The 22,534-nt window shown below is 74.0% G+C and carries 19 protein-coding genes; 13 read left to right on the top strand and 6 right to left on the bottom strand.

All coding sequences use genetic code 11. The features are described 5' to 3' along the window. Positions 1-1,236 (top strand): S8 family peptidase (locus PSU4_RS05655; protein ID WP_246114954.1); only part of this gene is annotated, 1,236 nt, incomplete at its 5' end. Between the two features lie 54 nt (positions 1,237-1,290). On the opposite strand, the gene serS is transcribed toward PSU4_RS05655, so the two are convergent. Beyond that, positions 1,291-2,556 (bottom strand): serine--tRNA ligase, encoded by a 1,266-nt coding sequence (gene serS, locus PSU4_RS05650; protein ID WP_147103076.1) that lies wholly within the window; start codon positions 2,554-2,556, stop codon positions 1,291-1,293. Between the two features lie 134 nt (positions 2,557-2,690). Between serS and PSU4_RS05645 the strand changes: the two genes are divergently transcribed. Further along, positions 2,691-4,355: an AMP-binding protein gene (locus PSU4_RS05645; RefSeq protein ID WP_147103074.1), complete on the top strand. Its 1,665-nt coding sequence runs from the start codon at positions 2,691-2,693 to the stop codon at positions 4,353-4,355. A gap of 234 nt (positions 4,356-4,589) precedes the next feature. Next, positions 4,590-4,976: a cold-shock protein gene (locus tag PSU4_RS05640; RefSeq protein ID WP_147103072.1), complete on the top strand. Its 387-nt coding sequence runs from the start codon at positions 4,590-4,592 to the stop codon at positions 4,974-4,976. 74 nt (positions 4,977-5,050) lie between these two features. On the opposite strand, the gene PSU4_RS05635 is transcribed toward PSU4_RS05640, so the two are convergent. The 3 genes from PSU4_RS05635 to PSU4_RS05625 all read right to left on the bottom strand — a co-directional run bounded on the left by PSU4_RS05635 (position 5,051) and on the right by PSU4_RS05625 (position 8,211). Then, on the bottom strand, positions 5,051-5,530 hold the full coding sequence (locus PSU4_RS05635; protein ID WP_147103071.1) for a DUF2771 family protein: 480 nt from the start codon (positions 5,528-5,530) through the stop codon (positions 5,051-5,053). A gap of 9 nt (positions 5,531-5,539) precedes the next feature. Then, positions 5,540-7,384, bottom strand: a complete 1,845-nt coding sequence (locus tag PSU4_RS05630; RefSeq protein WP_373866032.1) for an MFS transporter — start codon at positions 7,382-7,384, stop codon at positions 5,540-5,542. Between the two features lie 71 nt (positions 7,385-7,455). Next, positions 7,456-8,211: a glutaminyl-peptide cyclotransferase gene (locus PSU4_RS05625; protein WP_246114953.1), complete on the bottom strand. Its 756-nt coding sequence runs from the start codon at positions 8,209-8,211 to the stop codon at positions 7,456-7,458. A gap of 28 nt (positions 8,212-8,239) precedes the next feature. Here PSU4_RS05625 and PSU4_RS05620 point away from each other — a divergent pair, with 28 nt between their 5' ends. The 4 genes from PSU4_RS05620 (at position 8,240) to PSU4_RS05605 (ending at position 13,881) form a co-directional block, all read left to right on the top strand. Beyond that, positions 8,240-9,136, top strand: a complete 897-nt coding sequence (locus PSU4_RS05620) for a DUF3027 domain-containing protein (protein ID WP_147103067.1) — start codon at positions 8,240-8,242, stop codon at positions 9,134-9,136. Between the two features lie 146 nt (positions 9,137-9,282). Beyond that, entirely contained in the window at positions 9,283-12,012 is a 2,730-nt protein-coding gene (locus PSU4_RS05615) for a sacsin N-terminal ATP-binding-like domain-containing protein (RefSeq protein ID WP_147103065.1), read from the top strand. A 30-nt stretch (positions 12,013-12,042) separates the two neighbouring features. Continuing rightward, positions 12,043-13,365 (top strand): D-inositol-3-phosphate glycosyltransferase, encoded by a 1,323-nt coding sequence (mshA, locus tag PSU4_RS05610; RefSeq protein WP_147103063.1) that lies wholly within the window; start codon positions 12,043-12,045, stop codon positions 13,363-13,365. A gap of 18 nt (positions 13,366-13,383) precedes the next feature. Next, positions 13,384-13,881: a type III secretion system chaperone family protein gene (locus PSU4_RS05605; protein ID WP_147103061.1), complete on the top strand. Its 498-nt coding sequence runs from the start codon at positions 13,384-13,386 to the stop codon at positions 13,879-13,881. A gap of 7 nt (positions 13,882-13,888) precedes the next feature. Here PSU4_RS05605 and PSU4_RS05600 read toward each other — a convergent pair whose 3' ends face one another. Together PSU4_RS05600 and PSU4_RS05595 are read right to left on the bottom strand one after the other, a co-directional pair. Continuing rightward, positions 13,889-14,932 carry a DUF4349 domain-containing protein gene (locus PSU4_RS05600; protein WP_147103059.1) on the bottom strand — a complete coding sequence of 348 codons (1,044 nt, stop codon included), beginning with the start codon at positions 14,930-14,932 and terminating at the stop codon, positions 13,889-13,891. A 1,321-nt stretch (positions 14,933-16,253) separates the two neighbouring features. Further along, positions 16,254-16,763 (bottom strand): VOC family protein, encoded by a 510-nt coding sequence (locus tag PSU4_RS05595; protein WP_147103057.1) that lies wholly within the window; start codon positions 16,761-16,763, stop codon positions 16,254-16,256. Positions 16,764-16,852: 89 nt separating this feature from the next. Between PSU4_RS05595 and PSU4_RS05590 the strand changes: the two genes are divergently transcribed. The 6 genes from PSU4_RS05590 (at position 16,853) to PSU4_RS05565 (ending at position 22,534) form a co-directional block, all read left to right on the top strand. Next, complete coding sequence (locus tag PSU4_RS05590) at positions 16,853-17,389, top strand: MarR family winged helix-turn-helix transcriptional regulator (RefSeq protein ID WP_147103055.1); 537 nt, start codon at positions 16,853-16,855, stop codon at positions 17,387-17,389. Positions 17,390-17,434: 45 nt separating this feature from the next. Beyond that, positions 17,435-18,184, top strand: coding sequence for a phosphoglyceromutase (locus PSU4_RS05585; protein WP_147103053.1), 750 nt, complete (start codon positions 17,435-17,437; stop codon positions 18,182-18,184). A 143-nt stretch (positions 18,185-18,327) separates the two neighbouring features. Continuing rightward, positions 18,328-19,515: a sensor histidine kinase gene (locus PSU4_RS05580; protein WP_147103052.1), complete on the top strand. Its 1,188-nt coding sequence runs from the start codon at positions 18,328-18,330 to the stop codon at positions 19,513-19,515. Between the two features lies 1 nt (position 19,516). Beyond that, the gene (locus PSU4_RS05575) at positions 19,517-20,206 is read left to right on the top strand and encodes a response regulator (protein ID WP_147103050.1); all 690 of its coding nucleotides are present in this window, start codon (positions 19,517-19,519) and stop codon (positions 20,204-20,206) included. 79 nt (positions 20,207-20,285) lie between these two features. Then, positions 20,286-21,296: a Ppx/GppA family phosphatase gene (locus PSU4_RS05570; protein ID WP_147103048.1), complete on the top strand. Its 1,011-nt coding sequence runs from the start codon at positions 20,286-20,288 to the stop codon at positions 21,294-21,296. After that, positions 21,293-22,534 (top strand): Rv0497 family membrane protein, encoded by a 1,242-nt coding sequence (locus PSU4_RS05565; RefSeq protein ID WP_147103046.1) that lies wholly within the window; start codon positions 21,293-21,295, stop codon positions 22,532-22,534. Before PSU4_RS05570 ends, PSU4_RS05565 begins: the two co-directional genes overlap by 4 nt.

Raw genomic sequence — 22,534 nt, 5'->3', positions numbered from 1 at the left:
GCGACCACGACGACCGCGGCAGCCGCCGCGACCACGACGACCGCGGCAGCGACCACGACGACCACGACGACCGCGCCGGCCGACCAGGCCTCGACGGGCGCCGTCGTCCCCGCCACCGCGTCCGACAAGGCCGACACCACGACGGCGATCGGGGCGGGGGCCGCGGACTACGTCGTCCACGCCGCCACCACGCAGGACGCCACCAAGGCCACCGCGGACCTCGGGGTGGTGCCGTCGGCGATGTTCGAGCACGCCGTCTCGGGGTTCGCGGCGCAGCTGACCGCAGCGCAGGTCGAGAAGCTGCGGGCGCTGCCGGGGATCATCGGTGTCGAGCAGGACCGGCGGATCAACCCGCTCGAGCCGCGGACGGTCCGTACCGCGAAACCGCAGCCGTCCGTCGAGGCGACGCAGGACTCGCCGCGCAACTGGGGTCTCGACCGCATCGACCAGACGTCGCTGCCCCTCGACGGGAAGTACACCGCGACGAGCACCGGCGCGGGCGTCACGATCTTCGTCGTCGACACCGGTGTCGACGTCACACACCCGGACTTCGGTGGCCGCGCGAGCGTCGGTGTCGACACGATCGACGACAACGTCTCCGACTGCGACGGCCACGGCACCGTGGTGGCGGGCATCGCGGCGTCGACGACGTACGGCGTCGCGAAGCAGGCGTCGGTGAAGTCGGTGAAGGTGCTCGACTGCAACGGGACCGGGACGCTGTCGTCGCTGCTCTCGGGGGTCGACTGGGTGGCGCGCAACCACGCCGGTCCGTCGGTCGCGGTGATGTCGTGGAGCTACGGCTCGTCGGACGTGCTCACCGCGGCGGTGCAGGGCCTGGTCGACTCGGGTGTGTTCGTCGCGTCGTCGGCGGGCAACACCGGTGCCGACGACTGTCGGGTCGCGCCGCGCAACGCGAGCGGGGTACTGGTCGTCGCCAACTCGACGATCGACGACAGGCGCGCCCCGACGTCGAGCACCGGCGCGTGCGTGAGCCTGTACGCGCCCGGCACGGGCATCATCGCGCCGGTCCCGGGTGGGGGGACGGCGTCGTACAGCGGGACGTCGATGGCGGCGCCGTTCGCGGCGGGGGTTGCCGCGCTCTACAAGCAGCGCAACGGCGACGCCCCGAGCGCGACGATCGAACAGTGGATCGTCGACCGCGCGACGCCCGGTGTGGTCATCGGCGGCGACGCCGGGGGCACCCCGAACCGCCTCCTCAACACCGGCGGACTCTGAGCCCGGGGTCGTGAGCGGTAATAGTCGCGATAGCGACTATTGCCACTCACAGGGTCACTCGGGGTCGAGCGTCGAGAAGCCCGTGTAGGGCACCAGGGCCTCGGGCAGCGTGACCGAACCGTCGGGCTGCTGGCCCTGCTCCAGGATCGCGACGAGCGTGCGCCCGATGGGCAGGCCCGACCCGTTGAGGGTGGCCGCGAAGCCCCGCGAGCCGTCCTTGGCCTTGGTGCGGATGCCGGCGCGGCGGGCCTGGAAGACCCCGAAGTCGGAGCACGACGAGATCTCGCGGTAGGTGTCCTGGCTGGGCAGCCACACCTCGATGTCGTAGGTCAGCGTCGAGGAGAAGCCGGTGTCGCCCGCGGCCAGCTTGACGACGCGGTAGGCCAGCCCGAGCCCCTGCAGCGCCGACTCGGCGTGCCCGACCAGCACCTCCAGCTCGTCGCGTGAGGTGGCGGGGTCGACGAAGCGGACGAGCTCCACCTTGGCGAACTCGTGCATGCGGATCAGGCCGCGGGTGTCGCGGCCGTAGGAGCCGGCCTCGGAGCGGAAGCACGGGGTGTGCGCGGTGTAGGTCAGCGGGAGCGACTCGAGGTCGAGCGTCTCGCGGGCGTGCAGGTTGGTGAGCGGCACCTCGGCCGTCGGGATCAGGAAGAGCTCCCGGTCGGCGACCTCGGTGCGGAACAGGTCCTGCTCGAACTTGGGCAGCTGACCCGTGCCGGTCATGGTCTGACGGGTGACCAGCGAGGGCACCGAGAACTCGGTGTAGCCGTTCTCGAGGGCCTTGTCGATCAGGTACGAGCCGATGGCGCGCTGCAGCGCCGCACCCTTGCCCTTGAGCACCGCGAAGCGCGGCCCCGACAGCTTGGTGGCGCGCGGCAGGTCGAGGATGCCCAATTTCTCGGCGATGTCGACGTGGTCGAGCGGCGACTCGACGACGGGCGGCCGGCCCCACGTTCTGACGAGCTCGGCGTCGGCGTCGGACGTGCCGTCGGGCGACTCGTCGGCGGGCAGGTTCGGGATGCCCAGCAGCAGGTCCTGCAGCTGCCCGTCGAACTCCTTCTGCTCCTCCTCGGCCGCCGACACGACACCCTTGAGCTCGCGCGCACGCTCGACGAGCGCGGGCCGCTCCTCGGCCGACGCACCCTTCACCGACGTGGCGACCCGCTTGGACTCGGCGCGCGCCTCGTCGCCACGCTGGATGGCGGAGTTGCGGCCGGACAGGAGCTTCTCCAGCTCGGCGAGGTCGAGGGAGTAGCCGCGGCGGGCGAGCTTGCGCACGGCGTCGGTGGCGGGGTCGAGCAGGACGCGCGGGTCATGCATCGGTCGAGCGTATCGCCCGGGCGCACCCCGATTTCCCGACGGTCCGGACCTGGCCTGCGGGGGAGTGGCGTGCGTCGCCCTGGCGGGACAGGATGTCGTGAGCCCTCCCGACCGCACCCGAGGAGAACGACGTCGTGACCTCCGCAGGCGCCCCCGCTGTCCCGTCCTACGCCTCCGGCATCTCCGAGGTGCCGCTGCTGGGCGACACGATCGGCGACAACCTCGACCGCACCGCCACGGCGCAGCCCGACGTGGAGGCGCTCGTCGAGGTCCCGACCGCCCGCCGCTGGACCTACGCGCAGCTGCGCGAGGACGTCGACGTCGTGGCGATGGGCCTGATGCGGGCCGGGATCGGCAAGGGCGACCGCGTCGGCATCTGGGCGCCGAACATGGCGGAGTGGACGCTGGTGCAGTACGCGACGGCCAAGATCGGCGCGATCCTCGTCAACATCAACCCGGCCTACCGCACGCACGAGCTGGAGTACGTGCTCAACCAGGCCGGCGCGAAGATGCTGGTGTCGGCCGAGAAGTTCAAGTCGTCGGACTACGTCGGCATGATCGGGCAGGTGCGGGGCAACTGCGCCGCGCTGGAGCAGGTCGTCATCATCGGCGCCCCGGAGTGGGACGCGCTCGTCGACTCGGGCCGCGGCGGGGACCGTGCCGCCCTCGCCGAGGCCCAGGCGTCGCTCAGTCCCGACGACCCGATCAACATCCAGTACACGTCGGGCACCACGGGCTTCCCCAAGGGCGCGACCCTGTCGCACCACAACATCCTCAACAACGGCTACTTCGTCGGCCGCCTGTGCGGCTACGGCGCCGAGGACCGCGTCTGCATCCCGGTGCCCTTCTACCACTGCTTCGGCATGGTCATGGGCAACCTCGGCTGCACGACGAACGGCTCGACGATGGTCATCCCGGCGCAGGGTTTCGATCCCGAGGCCACGTTGAAGGCCGTCGCGCAGGAGAAGTGCACGTCGCTCTACGGGGTGCCGACGATGTTCATCGCCGAGCTCAACCACCCCGACTTCTCCTCGTACGACCTGTCGAGCCTGCGGACCGGGATCATGGCCGGCTCGCCGTGCCCGGTCGAGGTGATGAAGCAGGTCGTCGACCGGATGGGCATGACCGAGGTGACCATCTGCTACGGCATGACCGAGACCAGCCCGGTGTCGACGCAGACCCGTGCCGACGACTCCCTGGAGCGCCGGGTGGCCACGGTCGGGCGGGTGCACCCGCACGTCGAGGTCAAGGTCGTCGACCCGGAGACGGGCCTGACGGTGCCCCGCGGCGAGGCCGGCGAGCTGTGCACCCGCGGCTACTCGGTGATGCTCGGCTACTGGGAGCAGCCCGACAAGACCGCCGAGTCGATCGACGCGTCGCGCTGGATGCACACCGGCGACCTCGCGATCATGGACTCCGACGGCTACCTCAACATCACCGGCCGGATCAAGGACATGGTCATCCGCGGCGGCGAGAACGTGTACCCGCGTGAGATCGAGGAGTTCCTCTACACCCACCCCGATATCCTCGACGCCCAGGTCATCGGCGTTCCCGACGTCAAGTACGGCGAGGAGCTGTGCGCGTGGGTGAAGCTGCGCGACGGTGTCCGCGAGCTCACCGCGGAGAACGTCCGCGAGTTCGCCACCGGCAAGCTGGCGCACTACAAGATCCCGCGCTACGTGGTCGTCGTCGACGAGTTCCCGATGACCGTGACGGGCAAGGTCCGCAAGGTCGAGATGCGGGAGAAGTCCGTCGAGCTGCTCGACCTGGCCGACGCGGCGGCGGTGAAGAACGCCTGACGGCCGTACCGGTTGGGCCGTCAGGCGCATTCCAGCCCCGGCGGCCGGTGGTTTTTGGGCGGTGCGCACCCGGGGTGCGCAGGTCTAGGCTGGTACCTGCGCGTCCCGGTGTCGCTAGGCGAGCCGTCCGATCAGGTGCGGTCGACCAGGCAGCAGCAGGGCGCGTTTGTCGTGCGGGGGTGAGGGTCACCCCGGCGCGACCGCGTGGCAACGATCGAGGAACGGGTGCGCAGGATGCCGACCGGCAGGGTCAAGTGGTACGACGCCGACAAGGGGTTCGGCTTCCTCTCGCAGGACGGTGGCGAGGACGTCTACGTCCGCAAGGCGGCGCTGCCGGCGGGTGTGGAGTCGCTGAAGTCGGGACAGCGCGTCGAGTTCGGGATGGCCGAGGGCCGGCGCGGACCGCAGGCGTTGCAGGTCAAGCTGGTCGACGCGCTGCCGTCGGTCGCCGAGGCGTCGCGGCGGCCCGCGGAGGAGCTGCACGGCCTGATCGAGGACATGATCAGGCTGCTGGAGAGCAAGGTGCAGCCCGACCTGCGGCGCGGCCGCTACCCGGAGCGCAAGGCCGCGAAGCTCGCGGCCGAGGTCGTCCGCGCCGTGGCCCGCGACCTCGACGGCTGAGATCTCGACGGCTGAGACCTCGACGGCTCAGACCTCGACGGCTCAGACCTCGACGGCTGAGCCGTCGGAGGAGCTCACGCGTCGGTGACCAGCACCCAGCTGCCGCGGATCAGGAACTCGCCCTGCCCGGTCTGCGGGTCGGCCGACGGGATGCCGAAGGCCTGCACCTGAGCGGTGATCAGCTGGTCGGTGGGCGCGGGCAGCTCGAGGGTGTAGTCCTCCTGCGCCCCGGCCGCGAACACCGGGCTGCGCCCGTCGACCTGTTGGCCGTCGGCACCGCGGTAGCTGAACACCACGTGCCACGGCGTCGACGACAGCCCCTCGGTGACCGCGACCTGTACCGGGGTGCCTGCGGGGACCCCGAGGTGGACCTCGGCGGCCGGGTCGCCGGTGCAGTCGGTGACCTTCAGGTCGCACCACTGCGTCGGGCCCGTCGTGCGCTCCTGCCCGGCGACGGTGAACGTCACCTGCGGCGGGGCGTCGTCCGAACCGCCGCACCCGGCCGGCAGTACGGCGCAGGCGACGATCAGGAGCGGGAGCAGGCGGCGCAGCACACGGCCAGCCTATGAGTGCGCCGTCGGCGCCATGGGCGGGGTGTCGACGCGCGCCTCCCGCGCCCCCAGCCCGGGGACGAGGGTGCGGCCGCGGCTGATCAGGAACGTCTGGATGCCCGACAGCGTGACCAGGCACGACACGACGACGAACCCGATCCAGAACGTGCTGTGCGGCAGCAGCACCCCGAACGCGCCGCCGAACACCCAGGCCAGCTGCAGCACCGTCTCCGACCGGCCGAACGCCGACGCCCTCGACTCCTCGGGCAGGTCACGCTGGACGACGGCGTCGAGGGACACCTTGGCGAGCGCGCTCGCCGTCGACCCCACGAGGCCGACGATCGCGGCCGTCCAGATGCCGGGGATCACGGCGGCGACGACCGTCGAGCAGACGACGGCACCGATGCAGCCGAGCACGACCGCGTCGGCACGGCCGAACGTCGCCCGCGACCCGGCGAAGTTGCCGATGAACCCGCCCGCGCCGGCGGCGGCGCCGACGATGCCGATCAGGAACAGCTGCCGCGACGGGTCGGCCTCGGTCTGGGCCTTGACGACGAATGCCACGAACAGCGCCAGGAACCCGGTGACGATGCGGATGGAGCCGTTGCCCCACAGCGACGTCAGCACCCCGCGGCCCATGGGTCTGCGCTTGCCTCGGTGCGTGCTGCGCAGCGCCGCGGGGACCTCGCCCGCGGTGACCTCCACCCAGCGCGGGATGCGGACGCAGAGCCACACGCCGACGACGGCCAGCCCGGCGGTGTAGAACAGCGCTCCCGGTGAGCCGAACGCCCACGCCACCCCGGCCGCGATCGCGCCGAACACACCCCCTGCGACCAAGCCGAACGTCGTCAGCCGGGAGTTGGTGGTGGTGAGCCCGATCGTCTCGGGCAGCACTCTCGGGGTGACCGCCGCCTTGAGCACCATGTAGCTCTTGGACAGCACCAGGGTGCCCAGCGCGGCGGGGTAGAGCAGCCAGTTCTCGTAGTTGAGCGCCATGACGACGGCGAGGATCGCCCGGCCCGCGAACGACACCGCCAGCGCGGCGCGGCGGCCGCGCTGCAGCCGGTCGAGCAGCGGCCCGATGACGGGCGCCACCACCGCGAACGGCGCGACGGTGATGGCCAGGTAGAGGGCGACGTTCGTCTTCGACTCGGCCGTGGCGGCGGCGAAGAACAGGGTGTTGGCCAGCGCGACGGTGACCGCGGCGTCGACCGCGTAGGTCATCATCGTCGCGTAGGTGAGGGCGGTGAGGCCCGAGCGGTCGGCGCCGTCGGCGGTGGCCGCGCGGTGGAACGTGCGGATGCCGCCCTGCGCGAACTGCTTGGTGCGCATGGCTGCGACCCGGGTGACGGTCAGCTTGCGCGGGACCCGGGGGCCGGGCTGCAGCTCGGTCGGCTCTTCCTGCGTCCCGTCGGCTGCGGGCTCCGGGCGGGTCCCGCGCGGGGGTGTCGTGGGAGGTGCCGGTGGGCGCGCTCCGGTCGGCGGGCCCTGCGGGGGCGGAGTGGGGCGGCGCGGCGGCTCCGGGACGGTCTCGCCCGCCCAGCCGGGCTGACGGACCTGGTCCGGGCGTGGCTCGGCCGGCGTCGTCGGGTACTCGTCCAGCATGTCCGGGGCGCGGCGGTAGGCGGCCGGGTCGTAGCCGGGGTCGTCGTGCCACGGGTAGCGGCGGCGCACCGTCGGCTCGTAGGGAGCGGGCGCGGGCCGGGCGTCGGGCCGGCGTTCACCCCAGGCCGGCGGCTCCTCGGGGACCGGCGGCCGATCCGGCCCCGACGGGGGTGTCGACCCACCACCGGGCACCCACGGGCGACGCCTGCCGCGCCGCGGCTCGCGGGAGTCGGAGGAACCGGTCCGTGCCACGGGTTCATTGTGGCTCATGCCCTGCCCGACACGCCGACCTCTCGGGGTGCCCGGATCGGGGCGCCCGGTGATCAGCCGAACCGCACCCGGAACATCGTCGGCCACAGCTTGCCGGTCAGCAGGAACTCACCGCCGCCCAGCGACGCGATCCCGTTGAGGACGTCGGCGCCCGCCCGCCGGTCGGCGGGCAGCAGCCCGGTGGCGTCGACGATCGCGGTCACGTGGCCGTCGGCGGGGTCGATGCGGACGAGGCGGTCGGTCCGCCACACGTTGGCCCACACCTGCCCGTCGACGCACTCCAGCTCGTTGAGCTGGGTGAGCGGGCGGCCGTCGAGGGTCACCCGCACCGAACCGGTCTCGGCGAACGTGCCCGGATCGTGGAAGCGCAACAGGTCGGTGCCGTCGGAACGGACGAGCCGCGACCCGTCGCTGCACAGGCCCCAACCCTCGCCGTCGATCGGCACCTGCCGGCGCAGCGTGAGCGACGCCCGGTCCCACTCCAGGACGACGCCGTCGCGCCACGTCAGCTGCCAGATCGTGTCGCCGACGACCGTCAGCCCCTCCCCGAACAGGTTGCCCGGCAACGGGACCGCGCGGCGCACCGCGCCGGTCGCCGGGTCGAGCTCGCGCAGCTGGGAACGGCCCTCCAGACCGGTGCCCTGGTAGAGGACGCCGTCGGCGAGCTCGAGGCCCTGGGTGAACGCCGCGGGGTCGTGCGGCAGCTCGCCGAGCACCTGCGGGCGCAGCACCGGAGGCCCCGGCTGAGCCGCCCCGCAGGCGGCCATCGCGAGCACCGCGACGAGCAGGAGTGCACGGCGGACGATCACGATCGGCAAGGGTGGCACAATCTCGCACGTGAGCGACGAACCGACGCACGACGAGGGCGCCGCGGTCCGCGAGGCGCAGCGCCCGCCGGCCGACGCGATCGACCTCGCGCGGGCGGCGGCCGTCGAGGAGGCGGCCACCGACGCGGGACCCGACGAGGCGGCCGCGGCCGTCGGCGAGCACCTGGGCGGTGCCGCCGAGGACGAGGCCTACACGCACTTCTTTGCCGCGACCCGCCCCGGCTACCGGGGCTGGCGCTGGGCGGTCACGCTCGGCTGCGCGGGCGAGGGCGAGCCGGCCACGGTCAGCGAGGTCGTGATGCTGCCCGGGCACGACGCGCTGGTCGCGCCGACGTGGGTGCCGTGGCACGAACGCGTCCGCCCCGGCGACCTCGGGGTGGGCGACCTGCTGCCCTCCCCGCCCGGCGACGAGCGGCTCGTCCCCGGCTACGTCGCGTCCGACGACCCCGCGGTCGAGGAGGTCGCCGTCGAGATCGGGCTGGGCCGCACCCGCGTGCTCAGCCGCTTCGGCCGCACCGAGGCCGCCACCCGCTGGCAGGAGGGCCCACACGGCCCGGCCGCCGCGATGGCCCGGTCGGCGCCCGGCGTGTGCGGCACGTGTGGCTTCTTCATGCCGCTCGCCGGGTCGCTGCGCGGCGGGTTCGGCGTGTGCGCCAACGAGTTCGCACCTGGCGACGGCGCGGTCGTCGCCGTCGGGTACGGGTGCGGCGCGCACTCGGACGTCGCCGTCGAGCAGGGGTCGCCGGTGCAGGTCGCGGCGCTCGTCTACGACGACGGGGTGGACCTGGAGACGGTCCCGCAGGCCGCCACCTCGGAGGTCGCTGCCTCCGCCGCCGACGACGCCGCCGACGACACCGCCGACGACACCGCCGTCGAGAGTGCCGAGCCCGCGCCGGCCGACTCCTGAGCACGCCGTCCGTCGCCGACCCGTTCGGCACGGCGTCCCTGCGCGCCGCGGTACTCGACGCCTGGGCGTCGTCCCCGACGCGGTTCCGGGAGGACGCCAACGCCGAGGAGGACCTGCTGCTCGGCGGCTACGCCGGGGTGTGGTTCGTGGAGCTGGCGCAGAACGCGGCCGACGCCGCCCGCGCGGCCGGGGTCCCGGGCCGGGTGCTGGTCCGGGTCGTCGACGGGGAGCTCCGCGTCGCCAACACCGGTGCGCCGCTCGACGCGGCCGGGGTGGCGGCGCTGGCGTCGCTGCGGGCGTCGGCCAAGCGGGACGCCGAGGGTTCGGTCGGCCGGTTCGGGGTCGGGTTCGCCGCGGTGCTGGCGGTGTCGCGGGAACCGCGCGTCGTCACCCGCGACGGGCGGGGGGTGCGGTTCTCGGACTCGGCCACCGCGGAGGCGGTCGCCGGCCTGCCCGGGCCCGCGGCGGAGCTGGCGCGTCGCGCCGGGCAGCTGCCCGTGCTGCGGCTGGCGTGGCCCGTCACCGAGGAACCGCCGCCCGCGGGGTACGACACGGAGGTGCGGCTGCCGCTCTCCGTCACACCCGATCTCACCGGTCTCGGCGCCGACGACCTGCTCCTTGCCCTGCCCGACCTGGTGGAGATCACCGTCGGCGCCGCGACGCTCACCCGCACCGACGAGGGCGGCGGCCGGGTCCGCGTCGGCGACCGGACGTGGCTGCTGGCCCGCGCCACCGGCACCCTCGACGACGACGAGGCCGGCACCCAGGCCGTCGAGCAGCGGGGACGCCGTGACTGGTCGCTGACCTGGGCGCTCCCGCTCGACGGCGACGGCGCCGCCGCCCCGATCCCGGCCGACGAGGTCCTGCACGCACCGACCGCGACGACCGAGCGGCTCTCGCTGCCCGCCCGGCTCATCGCCACCGTCCCGCTGGAACCCGACCGGCGCCGCGTCCGCGACACCGCCGCCGCCCGCCGCGTGCTGGCCGCCGCCGCCCCCACCTACCTCGACCTCGTCCGCGCCGTGGCTCCCGTCGACCGGGTCCGGCTCGTGCCCCTGCCCGGGTTCCCCCAGTCGCCCACCGACGCCCTCCTGCGCGACGCGGTCGTCGACGCGCTGCGCGACGGCGAGTGGCTGCCCGGCGCCGACGGCGGCGAGCTGGTCGCCCGCCGCGCCGAGTGGCTCGACCTGCCCGCCGCCGGCCCGCTCGCGGACCTCCTCGCCGGCGTCGTCGATCTCGCCGCCCCCGCCGCGCTCACCGGGGTCCCCGTGGGCGTGCTCGACCAGCTCGGCCTGCGCCGCCTCGGGCCCGCCGCGCTCGCCGACCGGCTGCTGCCCGTCGAACGGCCCGCCACCTGGTGGCACGCCGTGTACGACGCGCTCGCCCCCGCCACCGACACCGTCCCCGGGCTGCTCGACGAGCTGCGCGCCCTGCCCGTCCCGCTCGCCGACGGCCGCACGATCGCCGGACCGCGCAGCGTCGTCATCGGAGTCGACGACACCGCCGACCTCCTCACCGGCCTCGACCTCCCCGGCCTGCATCTCGCCGACCCCGCCGCCGCGCACCCGCTGCTCGAACGCCTCGGCGCCACCGCCGCCGACCCGTCGTCGCTGCTCGGGCTGCCCGCACTGCGCGACGCCGTCGAGCGCTCCGTCGACGACGCCGAGGCCGGGCTCGACGTCACGCCGCTGGCCCGGGTCGTACTTCGCCTCCTGGCGGCGGGCGCGGGGCAACGCGCCGGCGCGCTCGCGCTGCCCGACGAACACGGCGACCCCGCCCGCGCCGACGAACTCCTCCTGCCCGACGCCGCGATCCGCCCCCTGCTCGCCCCCGACGCGCCCGTCGGCGTCCTCCACGCCGACGTCGCCGCCGCGTTCCCCCGCGACGCGCTCGTCGCCGCCGGTGTCCTCGACGGGTTCGCCCTCGTCGTCGACGACGAGCCGCTCGGCCCCGACCACGACCTGCACGACGAGGACCTGTGGTGGGACGGCCTCGACGCCCCGCCCGCGCGGGTCGTCGCCGTCCGCGACCTCGACCTCGTCGACGACGACGCCTGGGCCGGTGCGCTCGAGCTCCTGGGCGCCGACCGCGACACCCGCGCCGCCGTCCTCGCCGACGGCCACACCCGCTGGTGGCTGCGCCGCAACGTCGTCCTCGGTGGGCGGGCGCCGGGGCACTGGCGGCTGCCGTCGGCGGGGGACCTGGCTGAGTTGTACTCGCCCGCACCGGCAGAAGGGGTCGACGAGGCACTCCTGCGCGCCGTCGGCGTCCGCAGCGGCCTCGCCGTCGACGACACCGACGCCGCCGCCGACCTGCTGGACCGCCTCGCCGACCCCGCCCGCACCCCCGACGCGGCCACCGTCCTCGCCGCCTACGAGGCGCTCACCGACGCCGTCGCCGCCGGCCGCGCCGACCCCGCCCTCCTCGCCCCGCCCGAACGCGTCCGGGCCCTCGACGGCTCCGCCGTGCCCGTCGACGACGTCCTCGTCCTCGACAAACCGTGGCTCGCCGCCGTCCTGCCCGCCGACGAGCTCGTCGCGGGCGGCGACCCGGCCGCGCTCGCCGAGCTGCTCGACCTCCCGCTCGCCTCCGACTACGTCACCGCCACCCTCGCGCCGGACAGCGGCGGCCGGGTCGTCGCCTGGTCCGGATTGCCCGACGTGATCGTGGCGTCCCACACAGTCGGCGTCGACGTCCCGGCCGGCGAGCTGGTCGTCCACGACGCGCTCGCCGTCGTCGTGACGTGCCCCGCCCTCGGGCGCACAGCCGTCCCGGCCTGGCCCGACACCGACGGCCGATGGCACGCCACCGACCCGGTGCGAGCCCTGATCGGGGCCCTCGCGGGCCGGCCTGCACCGGGTTCCGGCGATGGGTGAACCGCGCGGGCGCGTGCTAGGAAGAACCCCGTGAACGATCGCCGTGGCGGTCCGCGTCCCGCGCGTCCGCGCCGGGTCTGTGTGCTGTCGGTCCACACCTCGCCACTGGAACAGCCCGGAACGGGCGACGCCGGCGGCATGAACGTCTACATCGTGCAGACCGCGCAACGGATGGCCCGCCGGGGCGTAGAGGTCGAGATCCTCACCCGGGCCACGTCGTCGGACCTGCCGCCCGTCGTGGAGATGGCGCCCGGGGTGACCGTCCGCCACCTCGCCGCCGGGCCGTACGAGGGCCTCGGCAAGAACGACCTCCCCGCCCAGCTGTGCGCCTTCGCCGCCGGCGTCATGCGCGCCGAGGCCCGCCACGAGCCGGGCTGGTACGACACCATCCACTCGCACTACTGGCTGTCCGGTCAGGTCGGCTGGCTCGCCCGCGACCGCTGGGGCGTCCCGCTCGTCCACAGCGCCCACACCCTCGCCAAGGTCAAGAACGCCGCGCTCGCCGACGGCGACCCACCCGAGCCGATGGTCCGCGTCATCGGCGAGGACCAGGTCGTCGCGGAAGCCGACCGGCTCATCACCAACACCGACATCGAATCGCGCCAGCTCGTCGAGCTCTACGGCGCCGACCCCCTGCGCACCGTCACCATCCCGCCCGGCGTCGACCTCGACCGCTTCACCCCCGGCTCCGCCGCCATCGCCCGGTCCCGCCTCGGCATCCCCGCCGACGCCGTCGTCCTCGCCTTCGTCGGCCGCATCCAACCGCTCAAAGCCCCCGACGTCCTGCTGCGCGCCGCCGCCGAACTGCTGCGCCGCGACCCCGGCCTGCGGTCACGGCTCGTCGTCCTCGTCGCCGGGGGACCCTCCGGCAGCGGGCTCGCCGAACCCCGCGCACTGCAGGAACTCGGCACCGCACTCGACCTCGACGACGTGCTCCGCTTCCTGCCCCCGCAAGGCGGAAACGACCTCGTGCACGTCTACCGCGCCGCCGACCTCGTCGCCGTGCCCAGCCACAACGAGTCCTTCGGGCTCGTCGCCATGGAAGCCCAGGCCTGCGCCACACCCGTCGTCGCCGCCGCGGTCGGCGGGCTGCCCGTCGCCGTGTCCGACGGCGGGTCCGGCCTGCTCGTCGACGGCCACGACCCCGCCCGCTGGGCCGATGCACTCGCCGCCGTCGCCCTCGACCGCATCCGCCGCGAACGGTTCTCCGCCGGAGCGGTCGCGCACGCCCGCCGGTTCTCCTGGGACCGCACCACCGACGCGCTGCTCGCCACCTACGCCGAGGCCGGCGACGAGTTCACCCGCCGCGCCGCCGCCGCCCTCGCCGGCATCTCCGGTGTGCGCGAGCGCTGAGCGGGGAACCCGATCACCATGACCGAACCCGCTCCCACCGGAGACGCCGTCACCGTGATCGAGCGAGCCCTGCGCGACCTCGACGTCGAACACACCCGGCGCGACCGCGGCGAGTTCCTGGTGACGCTGCCCGGCACCAACCGGCTGCAGACCCAGTGCTGGCTGCTGATCCGCGAGCACACCCTGTTCGTGCAGGCCTTCGTCTGCCGCCAACCCGACGAGAACCACGACGGCGTGTACCGGTTCCTGTTGCAGCGCAACGCCCGGCTCTACGGCGTGCACTACGCCCTCGACCGCATCGGCGACATCCACCTCATCGGCCGCGTTCCGCTGCACGCCGTCACCGCCGCCGAGCTGGACCGAATCCTCGGCCAGGTCCTCGAAGCCGCCGACGGCGACTTCAACACCCTGCTCGAACTCGGCTTCGCCGCATCGATCCGCCGCGAGTACGCCTGGCGCTCCGAGCGGGGCGAGTCGCTGGCCAACCTCCGCGCCTTCGAACACCTCTTCACCTGACGCCGCGTCAGCTGTCCTCCGGGGCAGGACGGGCACGGCGGGACCGGACGACCCGACGCACACCCCACACCGCCAGCACCACGACAGCGACGACGGGCAGCAGCGGCAGCAGGAACCCCGCCGCGGCCGCGAGCCCCGCACCCAGGCCACGCAGCCAGTCCCAGCCCACACCGAGGCCGTCACCGAAGCCCGTGCCCCCGGCGGCCGCCGGCGGCGCACCGGCCGCCACCAGGGCGACGTCGACCGTCGCCAGCTCCGTCGTCGCCCTCAGCGTCGCCAGGCGGCGTTCCAGCGAGTCCAGGTCGGCCTGGCGCCGCGTCAGCTCGGACTCGATCGCGACGACCTCCGAGATCGAGTTCGCCTGCGCCAGCAACGTCCGCACCCGGTCCACGCTCGCCCGCTGGGCGGCCACCCGCGCGTCGGTGTCGACGAGCTGGTCGGTGACGTCGCGAGCCGTCGACGACCGCTCGGTGACGGTCCCCAGCCCGGCGACCCGGGTGACGAACGCGTCGAGCTGCGCCGCGGGAACCTTCACGGTCAGACTCGACCGGCTGGTCGTGGAACGCTCGTCGGCGACGTAGCCGCCCGCTGCGGTGACGGCGGCGCGCACGTCGCCCGCGGTCCCTGCGGGGTCGGGGACCTCGACACGGACCGTCGCAGTCCGCACGACCGCCCGATCCGGCCCCACCGACTGCTCCTGGGCCGGGTTGCCGACACCGGGGTCGGCGACAGCGGGGCTGCGCGGGTCGGCGGCGCGGGCCGCGTCCGACGACTGCCCGACGGCGGGGGCACCCGCCCTCGACTCCGAACTCCCCCGATCCGCCGTGCCCGAGTAGTACCCGCCGCTGCCCGAGGGCGACAGCGCGGCGAACACCGCGGCCACGACGAACGTCGCCAGCACGACAATGGCGACGACCAACGCGGCGAGCTTCAGCGTCCGCCGGGGACGCGGCGGGCGAGGCGGGGCCAGGGGCCCGGCCGGCGGGAACGGCGGCGGAGGCGGCGCCTCGGATACCTGGTCTGCCTCGTCGCGGGTGATCGTCGTCGTCATGGTGTCCCCTCTCTCCGGGGAGAGGACGGAACGGACACCCGGAACGGTTGGCCGTTCCGCCGGAAAACTCCGCCGACCTCGACAGGGGGCCGGTCCCGACGTCGAACTCGGCGTGGGCGTCGGTGCGCGATGCGCCTGGCCGGCGTGCAGACCTGCGCGGGCTGCACCCGTTCTGTCGGCGTTGCCAGGGGTGCGGCTGCGGAACGCGATCGGAGCCCGGCCCGCGCGCACCTTCTGCGGTCGCCGCGTGTCCCGCAGGGGGTGTGTGGTTCGCGGAACGTGCCTGGTGACCGTGGAACCCGCGTGCTGCCGGCAAATGCCGGGTATGGGGGTGGTTCGGGTCCTGGTCGCTGCGCTCCTGTGGGGTCGCCGCGCGTCTTCTGCGGTCGGTGGGTGTGCTGCAGGGGGCGCGTTGTTCGCGGAACGTATCTGGTGACCGTGGAACCCGCGTGCTGCCGGCAAATGCCGGGGTGTGGGGGTGCTGCGGGTGGTTCGGGTGCTGGTCGCTGCGCTCCTTTGGGGTCGCCGCGCGTCTTCTGCGGTCGGTGGGTGTGCTGCAGGGGGTGCGTTGTTCGCGAAACGTGCCTGCTGACCGCGGAACCCGCGCGGCCGCGAGGGCAGCCCCGTCCTGTCGGCGGTGCTGGGGTGCGAGCGACCGTGGAACGGGTGTGGCACGCGCGCAGTCCGGCCGTCGCGCACCTTCTGCGTTCGCCGCTCCTCCCGCAGATGGCGCGTTGCCTGCGAAACCTGCCCGTGGACGGTGGAACCGGCGCGGCCGGCGAGGGCGGCACCCGATGTGTCGTCGCGGTGACCTTCGCAGGGGGCGTGGGAAGTGGCGCCCGGCTCGCTGTGCACCTTGTCGCTGTGCACCTTGTCGCCGCGCACCTTCCAGGGTCGCCGCGCGTCCCGGAGACAGCGCGGCGTCTGCGAAACCTGCGTACTGAGTGCGGAACCCGCGCGGCCGGCGAGGGCCGCACCCGTTGTGTCGGCGCTGCACCTCTGCAGAGGGTGCAGCGGCTGCGGACGGGTGCTGGCGCTCGCACGGCGCTGTCGCTGCGTGCTTTCTCCGGTCGCCGTCCCTCTGCGCGCGTCGACCGAGACACGCACGCCCCGACCGGGAAGCCGCTCGGGGCGGAGAGCCGAGCCCAGTACGCGTCGGGCCCAGTACGCGTGGGGCCCAGTACGCGTGGGGCCCAGTACGCGTGGGGCCCAGTGCGCGTGGGGCCCAGTGCGCGTGGGGCCCAGTGCGCGTGGGGCCCAGTGCGCGTGGGGCCCAGTGCGCGACAGGCTCGGTGCGCGACAGGCTCGGTGCGCGTCGGGCTCAGTGCGCGACAGGCACCGAGACGCCGACGCCGCCGAAGGTCTCGGCGCCGTAGTGGGCGATCTCGGCGTCGAGGTCGAGCGGCAGGGTCTTCATCTGGGCGTCGGCGGGGATGAGGTCGGCGGGGACGAGCCAGCTGACCTCGAACTCGATGCCGTCGGGGTCCTGGGCGTAGAGCGCCTTGGTGGTGCCGTGGTCGGAGGCGCCGACGAGTGCGCCGTTCTCCTGCAGCACGCCGCGGATGCGGGCGAGCTCGGCGAGGGTGTCGACCTCCCACGCGAGGTGGTAGAGCCCCACGGTGGAGCGGCCGGCCTGGGAGGCGCCGGCGCGGTCACCGATGGCGAACAGGCCGAGGTCGTGGTCGTTGGTGGAGCCTTCGGCCTGCAGGAACGCGGCGCGGCCGGGCATGGAGACCTTGACGCGGAAGCCGAGGGCCTCGGTGTAGAAGGCGACGCTGCGGTCGACGTCGCGGACGTAGAGCACTGCGTGGTTCAGGCGCTGGACCGGCATGGTGACCTCCTCGGAGCGAACGTTTCAATGTTCAACCACTGTACGACGTAAAGCATGAGAGTTCAAGTTTTTTGGGCTACAGTGGTCCGGTGACCGACGACATCCGCTGGCTCGACGACGACGAGTACGAGACCTGGCGCTCGCTGCTGGCCACCGTGTCGTTGCTCGAGGCCGCGCTCGACCGCCAGCTCCAGCGCGACGCGGGGATGCCGCACGCCTACTACCAGATCCTGGCCATGCTCTCCGAGGTCCCGGGCCGGGCGCTGCGCATGAGCGACCTCGCCGCGATCACCCAGAGCTCGCAGAGCCGGGTGTCGCACGCCGTCGCCAAGCTGGAGGCGGCCGGCTGGGTCCGCCGCAGGCCCTCGCCCGACGACCGCCGGTCCACGATCGCCGAGCTGACCGCTGACGGCTACGCGGTGCTGGAGGCCGCGGCTCCCGGGCACGTCGCGTGCGTGCGGGAGAACCTGTTCGACGGTCTGACGCGCGAGCAGGTCGACGCCCTGCGCGAGATCTGCGACGCGGCGCTCGACCGCATGGCGGGCCGCCCGGGCGCCGGGCCGCTACGTGAGGCGGTCGCCGCAGCGGTGCGCACCAAGGCCAGGGGTGCGCAACGTCTCGCGTGACACCGCCCTCCGCCGCGTCGGACCCGCGGGGGTCGGGCTGGCAAGCTGTCCGCCATGGGAACACTGGTCCTGCTGAGGCACGGGCAGAGCGTCTGGAACGCCGAGAACCTCTTCACCGGATGGGTCGACGTCGCGCTGTCCGCCATCGGTGAGGACGAGGCCCGCCGTGGGGGCGAGCTGCTCGTCGAGAAGGGTCTGCTGCCCGACGTCGTGCACACCTCGCTGCTGCGCCGCGCCATCGCCACCGCCAACCTCGCCCTCGACGCCGCCGACCGGCACTGGATCCCGGTGCACCGCGACTGGCGGCTCAACGAGCGCCACTACGGCGCGTTGCAGGGCAAGGACAAGAAGGCCACGCTGGCCGAGTACGGCGAGGAGCAGTTCATGCTCTGGCGTCGCTCGTTCGACGTCCCGCCGCCCCCCATCGACGCCGCCGACGAGTTCTCCCAGGACGGCGACCCCCGCTACGCCGACCTCGGCGACGCGATGCCGCGCTCGGAGTGCCTGGCCGACGTCGTCGCCCGTTTCCTGCCGTACTGGGAGGAGGCGATCGTCCCCGACCTGCGTGCCGGCAAGACCGTCCTCGTCACCGCGCACGGCAACTCGCTGCGCGCGCTGGTGAAGCACCTGGACGGGATGTCCGACGACGACGTCGTCGGTCTCAACATCCCCACCGGCATCCCGCTGCGCTACGACCTCGACGGCGACCTGCGCCCGACCAATCCGGGTGGGACCTACCTGGACCCGGTGGCGGCGGCCGCGGCGATCGCGGCGGTCGCGAACCAGGGGCGCTGACCCGCGCGGGTGTCGCCCGCGCCTCTGACCGGGTGAACGGTCGGTGAACGAGACCGTAATTGTCACGTTCGGGAGGGTCAGGAGGGTCACGACGGGCCTTTCGGGCTGGTCCTGAGGGTGGTGGGCCTGCCTACGATGCCGCCGTGAACGTGCTGGCGTACGTCCTGCCGGCCGCCGTGGCCCTCCTGATCGGGGTGGTCGCCGGTTCCTGGTGGGGCAGGCGCGCCCGGCAGGCCGCGGCCCGCCCCGATCCGGCCGAGGGCCCGACCCTCGCCGAGCTGTTGCGCAGGACCTTCCGGTCGAGTGGTACCGGGCTCGCGGTGCTGTCGCGGCACGGCGACGTGGTCATGTTCAACGACCAGGCCGTGGCCCTCGGGGTCGTCGCCGAGGGCCGGGTCGAGGCCCGCGCGTGGGTGGTCTGCGAGCGGGTGCTCGTCGACGGCACGGTGCAGGTCGTCGACCTGTCCCCGCTGGAGCGCGGCGGCCGCCGCCCCGAGGCGGTCCTGGCCACGGTCCGGCCGATCGGCGACGGGTTCCTGCTCGTCGAGGCGGCCGACACCTCCGACGCCGTGCGTCTCGAGGCGACCCGGCGCGACTTCGTCGCCAACGTCAGCCACGAGCTGAAGACGCCCGTCGGCGCGGTCGCGCTGCTGGCGGAGGCCGTGCTCGACGCCGTCGACGACCCGGTGGAGGTGCACCGTTTCGCCACCAAGATCCTCAACGAGTCCACGCGGCTCGGGAACCTCGTCACCGAGCTGATCGCGCTGTCGCGGCTCACCGGTGCGGAGCGGCTGCCGGAGCTGGCGGCCGTCGAGGTCGACGACGTCGTGCGCGAGGCGATGGCCCGGTCGCGGCTGTCGGCGGAGTCGTCGTCGATCGAGATCGCTGTCGACGCCGACTCCGGTATCGAGGTCGGCGGCGACCGGACGCTGCTGGTCACGGCCCTGTCGAACCTCGTCGAGAACGCGATCGCCTACTCCCCGGCCGGTGCGTCGGTCTCCGTGTCGCGCCGTCGCAACGGGGAGTTCGTCGAGATCGCGGTGACCGACCGCGGGATCGGTATCGCCCCCGAACATCAGCAACGCGTGTTCGAACGGTTCTTCCGGGTCGACCCGGCCCGGTCACGCGCCACCGGCGGGACGGGCCTCGGTCTCGCCATCGTCAAACACGTCCTGGCCAACCACGGCGGCGAGGTCACGCTGTGGTCGAGCCCCGGAACCGGCTCCACCTTCACCATGCGGCTACCCGCCGCGACGCGCGGCGCGAACCCCGACGCCGCCTCGACCGACCTGCCCGATCCGGCGACCCTCGCCGGGAGAGCTGGAGGATGACATGACCAGGGTGCTCATCGTGGAGGACGAGGAGTCCTTCGCCGACCCGCTGGCGTTCCTGCTGCGCAAGGAGGGGTTCACGGCCGCCGTGGCCACGACCGGCCAGTCCGCGCTCGAGGAGTTCGACCGCAACGGCGCCGACATCGTGCTGCTCGACCTCATGCTCCCCGGCATGAGCGGTACCGACGTGTGTCGCTCGCTGCGGTCCCGCTCCGCCGTCCCCGTGATCATGGTGACGGCCCGCGACAGCGAGATCGACAAGGTCGTCGGCCTCGAGCTGGGTGCCGACGACTACGTCACCAAGCCGTACTCGGCCCGTGAGCTGATCGCCCGCATCCGCGCGGTGCTGCGGCGTGGCGGGGAGGGCGGCCCCGAGGCAGAGGGCGGCGGGGGTGTGCTGGAGGCCGGCCCGGTCCGGATGGACGTCGACCGGCACGTGGTGAACGTCGGCGGTGCCGACGTCGCGTTGCCTCTCAAGGAGTTCGACCTGCTCGAGTACCTGCTGCGCAACGTCGGCCGGGTGCTGACGCGCGGCCAGCTCATCGACCGGGTGTGGGGCGCCGACTACGTCGGCGACACCAAGACCCTCGACGTCCACGTCAAACGGCTGCGCTCGAAGGTGGAGGCCGACCCCTCCGCGCCGCGTCACCTCATCACCGTCCGCGGTCTCGGGTACAAGTTCGATGCCTGAATCACCGACTCGGGTGACACGTGACGGGAGAACGGTCACGATCCGGCCACGAACCCGTTGCGACGCCTAGCCTGCTCGCGTGCGCCTCGGAGTTCTCGACGTCGGTTCCAACACCGTCCACCTCCTCGTGGTCGACGCCCACCGTGGCGGCCATCCCACGCCCATGACCTCCGAGAAGGACCCGCTGCGGCTCGCCGAGCACCTGGAGGGGGACGGCTCGCTGAGCCGGGGCGGGGCCGACGCCCTCGTCCGTGTCGTCGAGCAGGCCCGCGAGGCTGCCGAGAAGGCCGACTGTGACGACCTGCTGGCGTTCGCGACGTCGGCGCTGCGCGACGCGACCAACTCGGCGGCCGTCCTCGCCCGGGTGCGGGCGGAGACGGGCGTCGCGCTCGAGGTCCTCCCCGGCGAGGACGAGGCCCGCTACACGTTCCTCGCCGTCCGCCGCTGGTTCGGCTGGTCCGCGGGCCGGCTCACCGTGCTCGACATCGGCGGCGGCTCGCTGGAGCTCGCGTCGGGGCTCGACGAGCACCCGTCGACGGCGGTGTCGCTGCCGCTGGGCGCCGGCCGGCTGACCCGTGACTTCTTCGAGGCCGACCCGCCCACCCGCGCCGAGATCGCCGTCCTGCGGGAGAAGATCGACGCCGACCTCGCCGGTGTCGCCACCCGGTTCTTCGACGCGGGTACGCCGGACGTGGCCGTCGGCACCTCGAAGACGTTCCGTTCGCTGGCCCGCCTCACCGGCGCCGTGCCCTACTCCGCCGGCCCCCGCGCTCGCCGCGAGCTGACCTACGTCGCGCTGCGCCAGCTCGCCTCCTTCGTCAGCCGGATGTCGAGCGAGGACATCGCCGAGCTGGAGGGGGTGAGCCCCGGACGGTCTCGTCAGCTGGCCGCGGGAGCGCTCGTCGCGGAGGCCGCGATGCGGGCGCTGAAGATCGACACCCTCCAGCTCTGTCCGTGGGCGCTGCGGGAGGGAGTCATCCTCCGGCGCCTCGACACGCTCGATGGGTCGGCCCAGACGGACCGTTCGGCGCACGACTCGCCAGGAACGCTTGGACCCTTGACGCCGTTCGGGGCACGGTGTACCGGATGAGCTCAGACACCGATCAGCCGCGTCAGCGCACGGTCGCGGAGCTGCTGGCGGAGAACGCAGGCTCCACGACCGGTCGTCGCCGTCGCCGTCGCGAGGGCGACGACGACGCGGGTGACGGCATCGCCGAGGAGCGCGGCACCCCCCAGCGTCCCCCGGCGGCAGGCCCGTCCCGGGCGGGCGGCCACCGTGGGGGCCCGCCCCCGCCGCCGCGCACCGAGCAGCGTGCCGACCCGGGTGCCGACCGGTGGTCGGCCCCGCCGGCCGCGCGGCGTTCCGGGTACGAGGGCGCGACCGTGCCGGAGGTCCGGCCCGCCTCGGTGCAGCAGCCCCCGCACGTGCCCGCCCCGCCGCAGTCGCCGGAGCCGCGGCAGCAGCCGCCGCGCCGGCACGGCCCGCCGCCGCAGTCACCCCCGCACGGTGTCCAACAGAGCCCCGGCGCCTACAGCTCCGCGCCCCCCGTGCAGCGCCGTCCCGACGAGCAGCAGCGCAACCCCTGGGCGCCCGAGCGTCCGACGCAGCAGATGCCCCGGGTCGACCGTCGTGACGACGACACCGGCCCCATCTCGGGCTCGCCGCGCCGCGGTGCCGACGACGGCGGCCCGCCCACCGTGCTCGGCGGCACACCCGTCACCGACGAGCCCCGCCCCGATCCCCGCGGCGACGGCGGACCGCCCACGCAGGCCTCCCCGTTCGACCCCGACGATTTCGACGACGTCGACGACCCCACCGCGGCCGCGGACGACGGCCCGGGCGCCCGCACCACCGCGATCCACGCCGGCGGGCGTTCCGTCGCCGACCTCGACGCCGCGGCCGACCCCGACACCTCGGACGTGGACGACGCCCCCGCCGGTGAGCAGGCCACCACGGCCCTGCGCACCCCGCAGCGCCGCCCCCGCGACCGGCCCGCCGGCCTGCGGTCCCGCGACGACATCGACGACATCGACGAGGACGATCTCGACGACGTCGAGGCCGCACCCCACTCCTGGGCCGCGGTCATCGGCCAGTGGATCGGCGGCGCCGTCGTCGGTGCCGGGCTGTGGGTCGGGTTCGCGTTCCTCTGGCTGCACCTGCCGGTCGTCGCCCTCGCCGGCGCGGTGTTCGTCACCGTTGCGCTCGTCCTGGGTGTGCGCGCCATGCTGCGCGACGACAACCTGCGCACCACGATCTTCGCGGTCCTCGTCGGCCTCCTGCTCACGGTCTCCCCGGCCATCCTCGTCCTGGCCCGCCAGCAGGTCTGA

The sequence above is a fragment of the Pseudonocardia sulfidoxydans NBRC 16205 genome (assembly GCF_007989085.1).
In the GTDB taxonomy this organism is placed as follows: Bacteria; Actinomycetota; Actinomycetes; order Mycobacteriales; family Pseudonocardiaceae; genus Pseudonocardia; species Pseudonocardia sulfidoxydans.
Note: the sequence above shows the minus strand (reverse complement) of the source record. Positions and strands in the feature narration are given on the sequence as shown.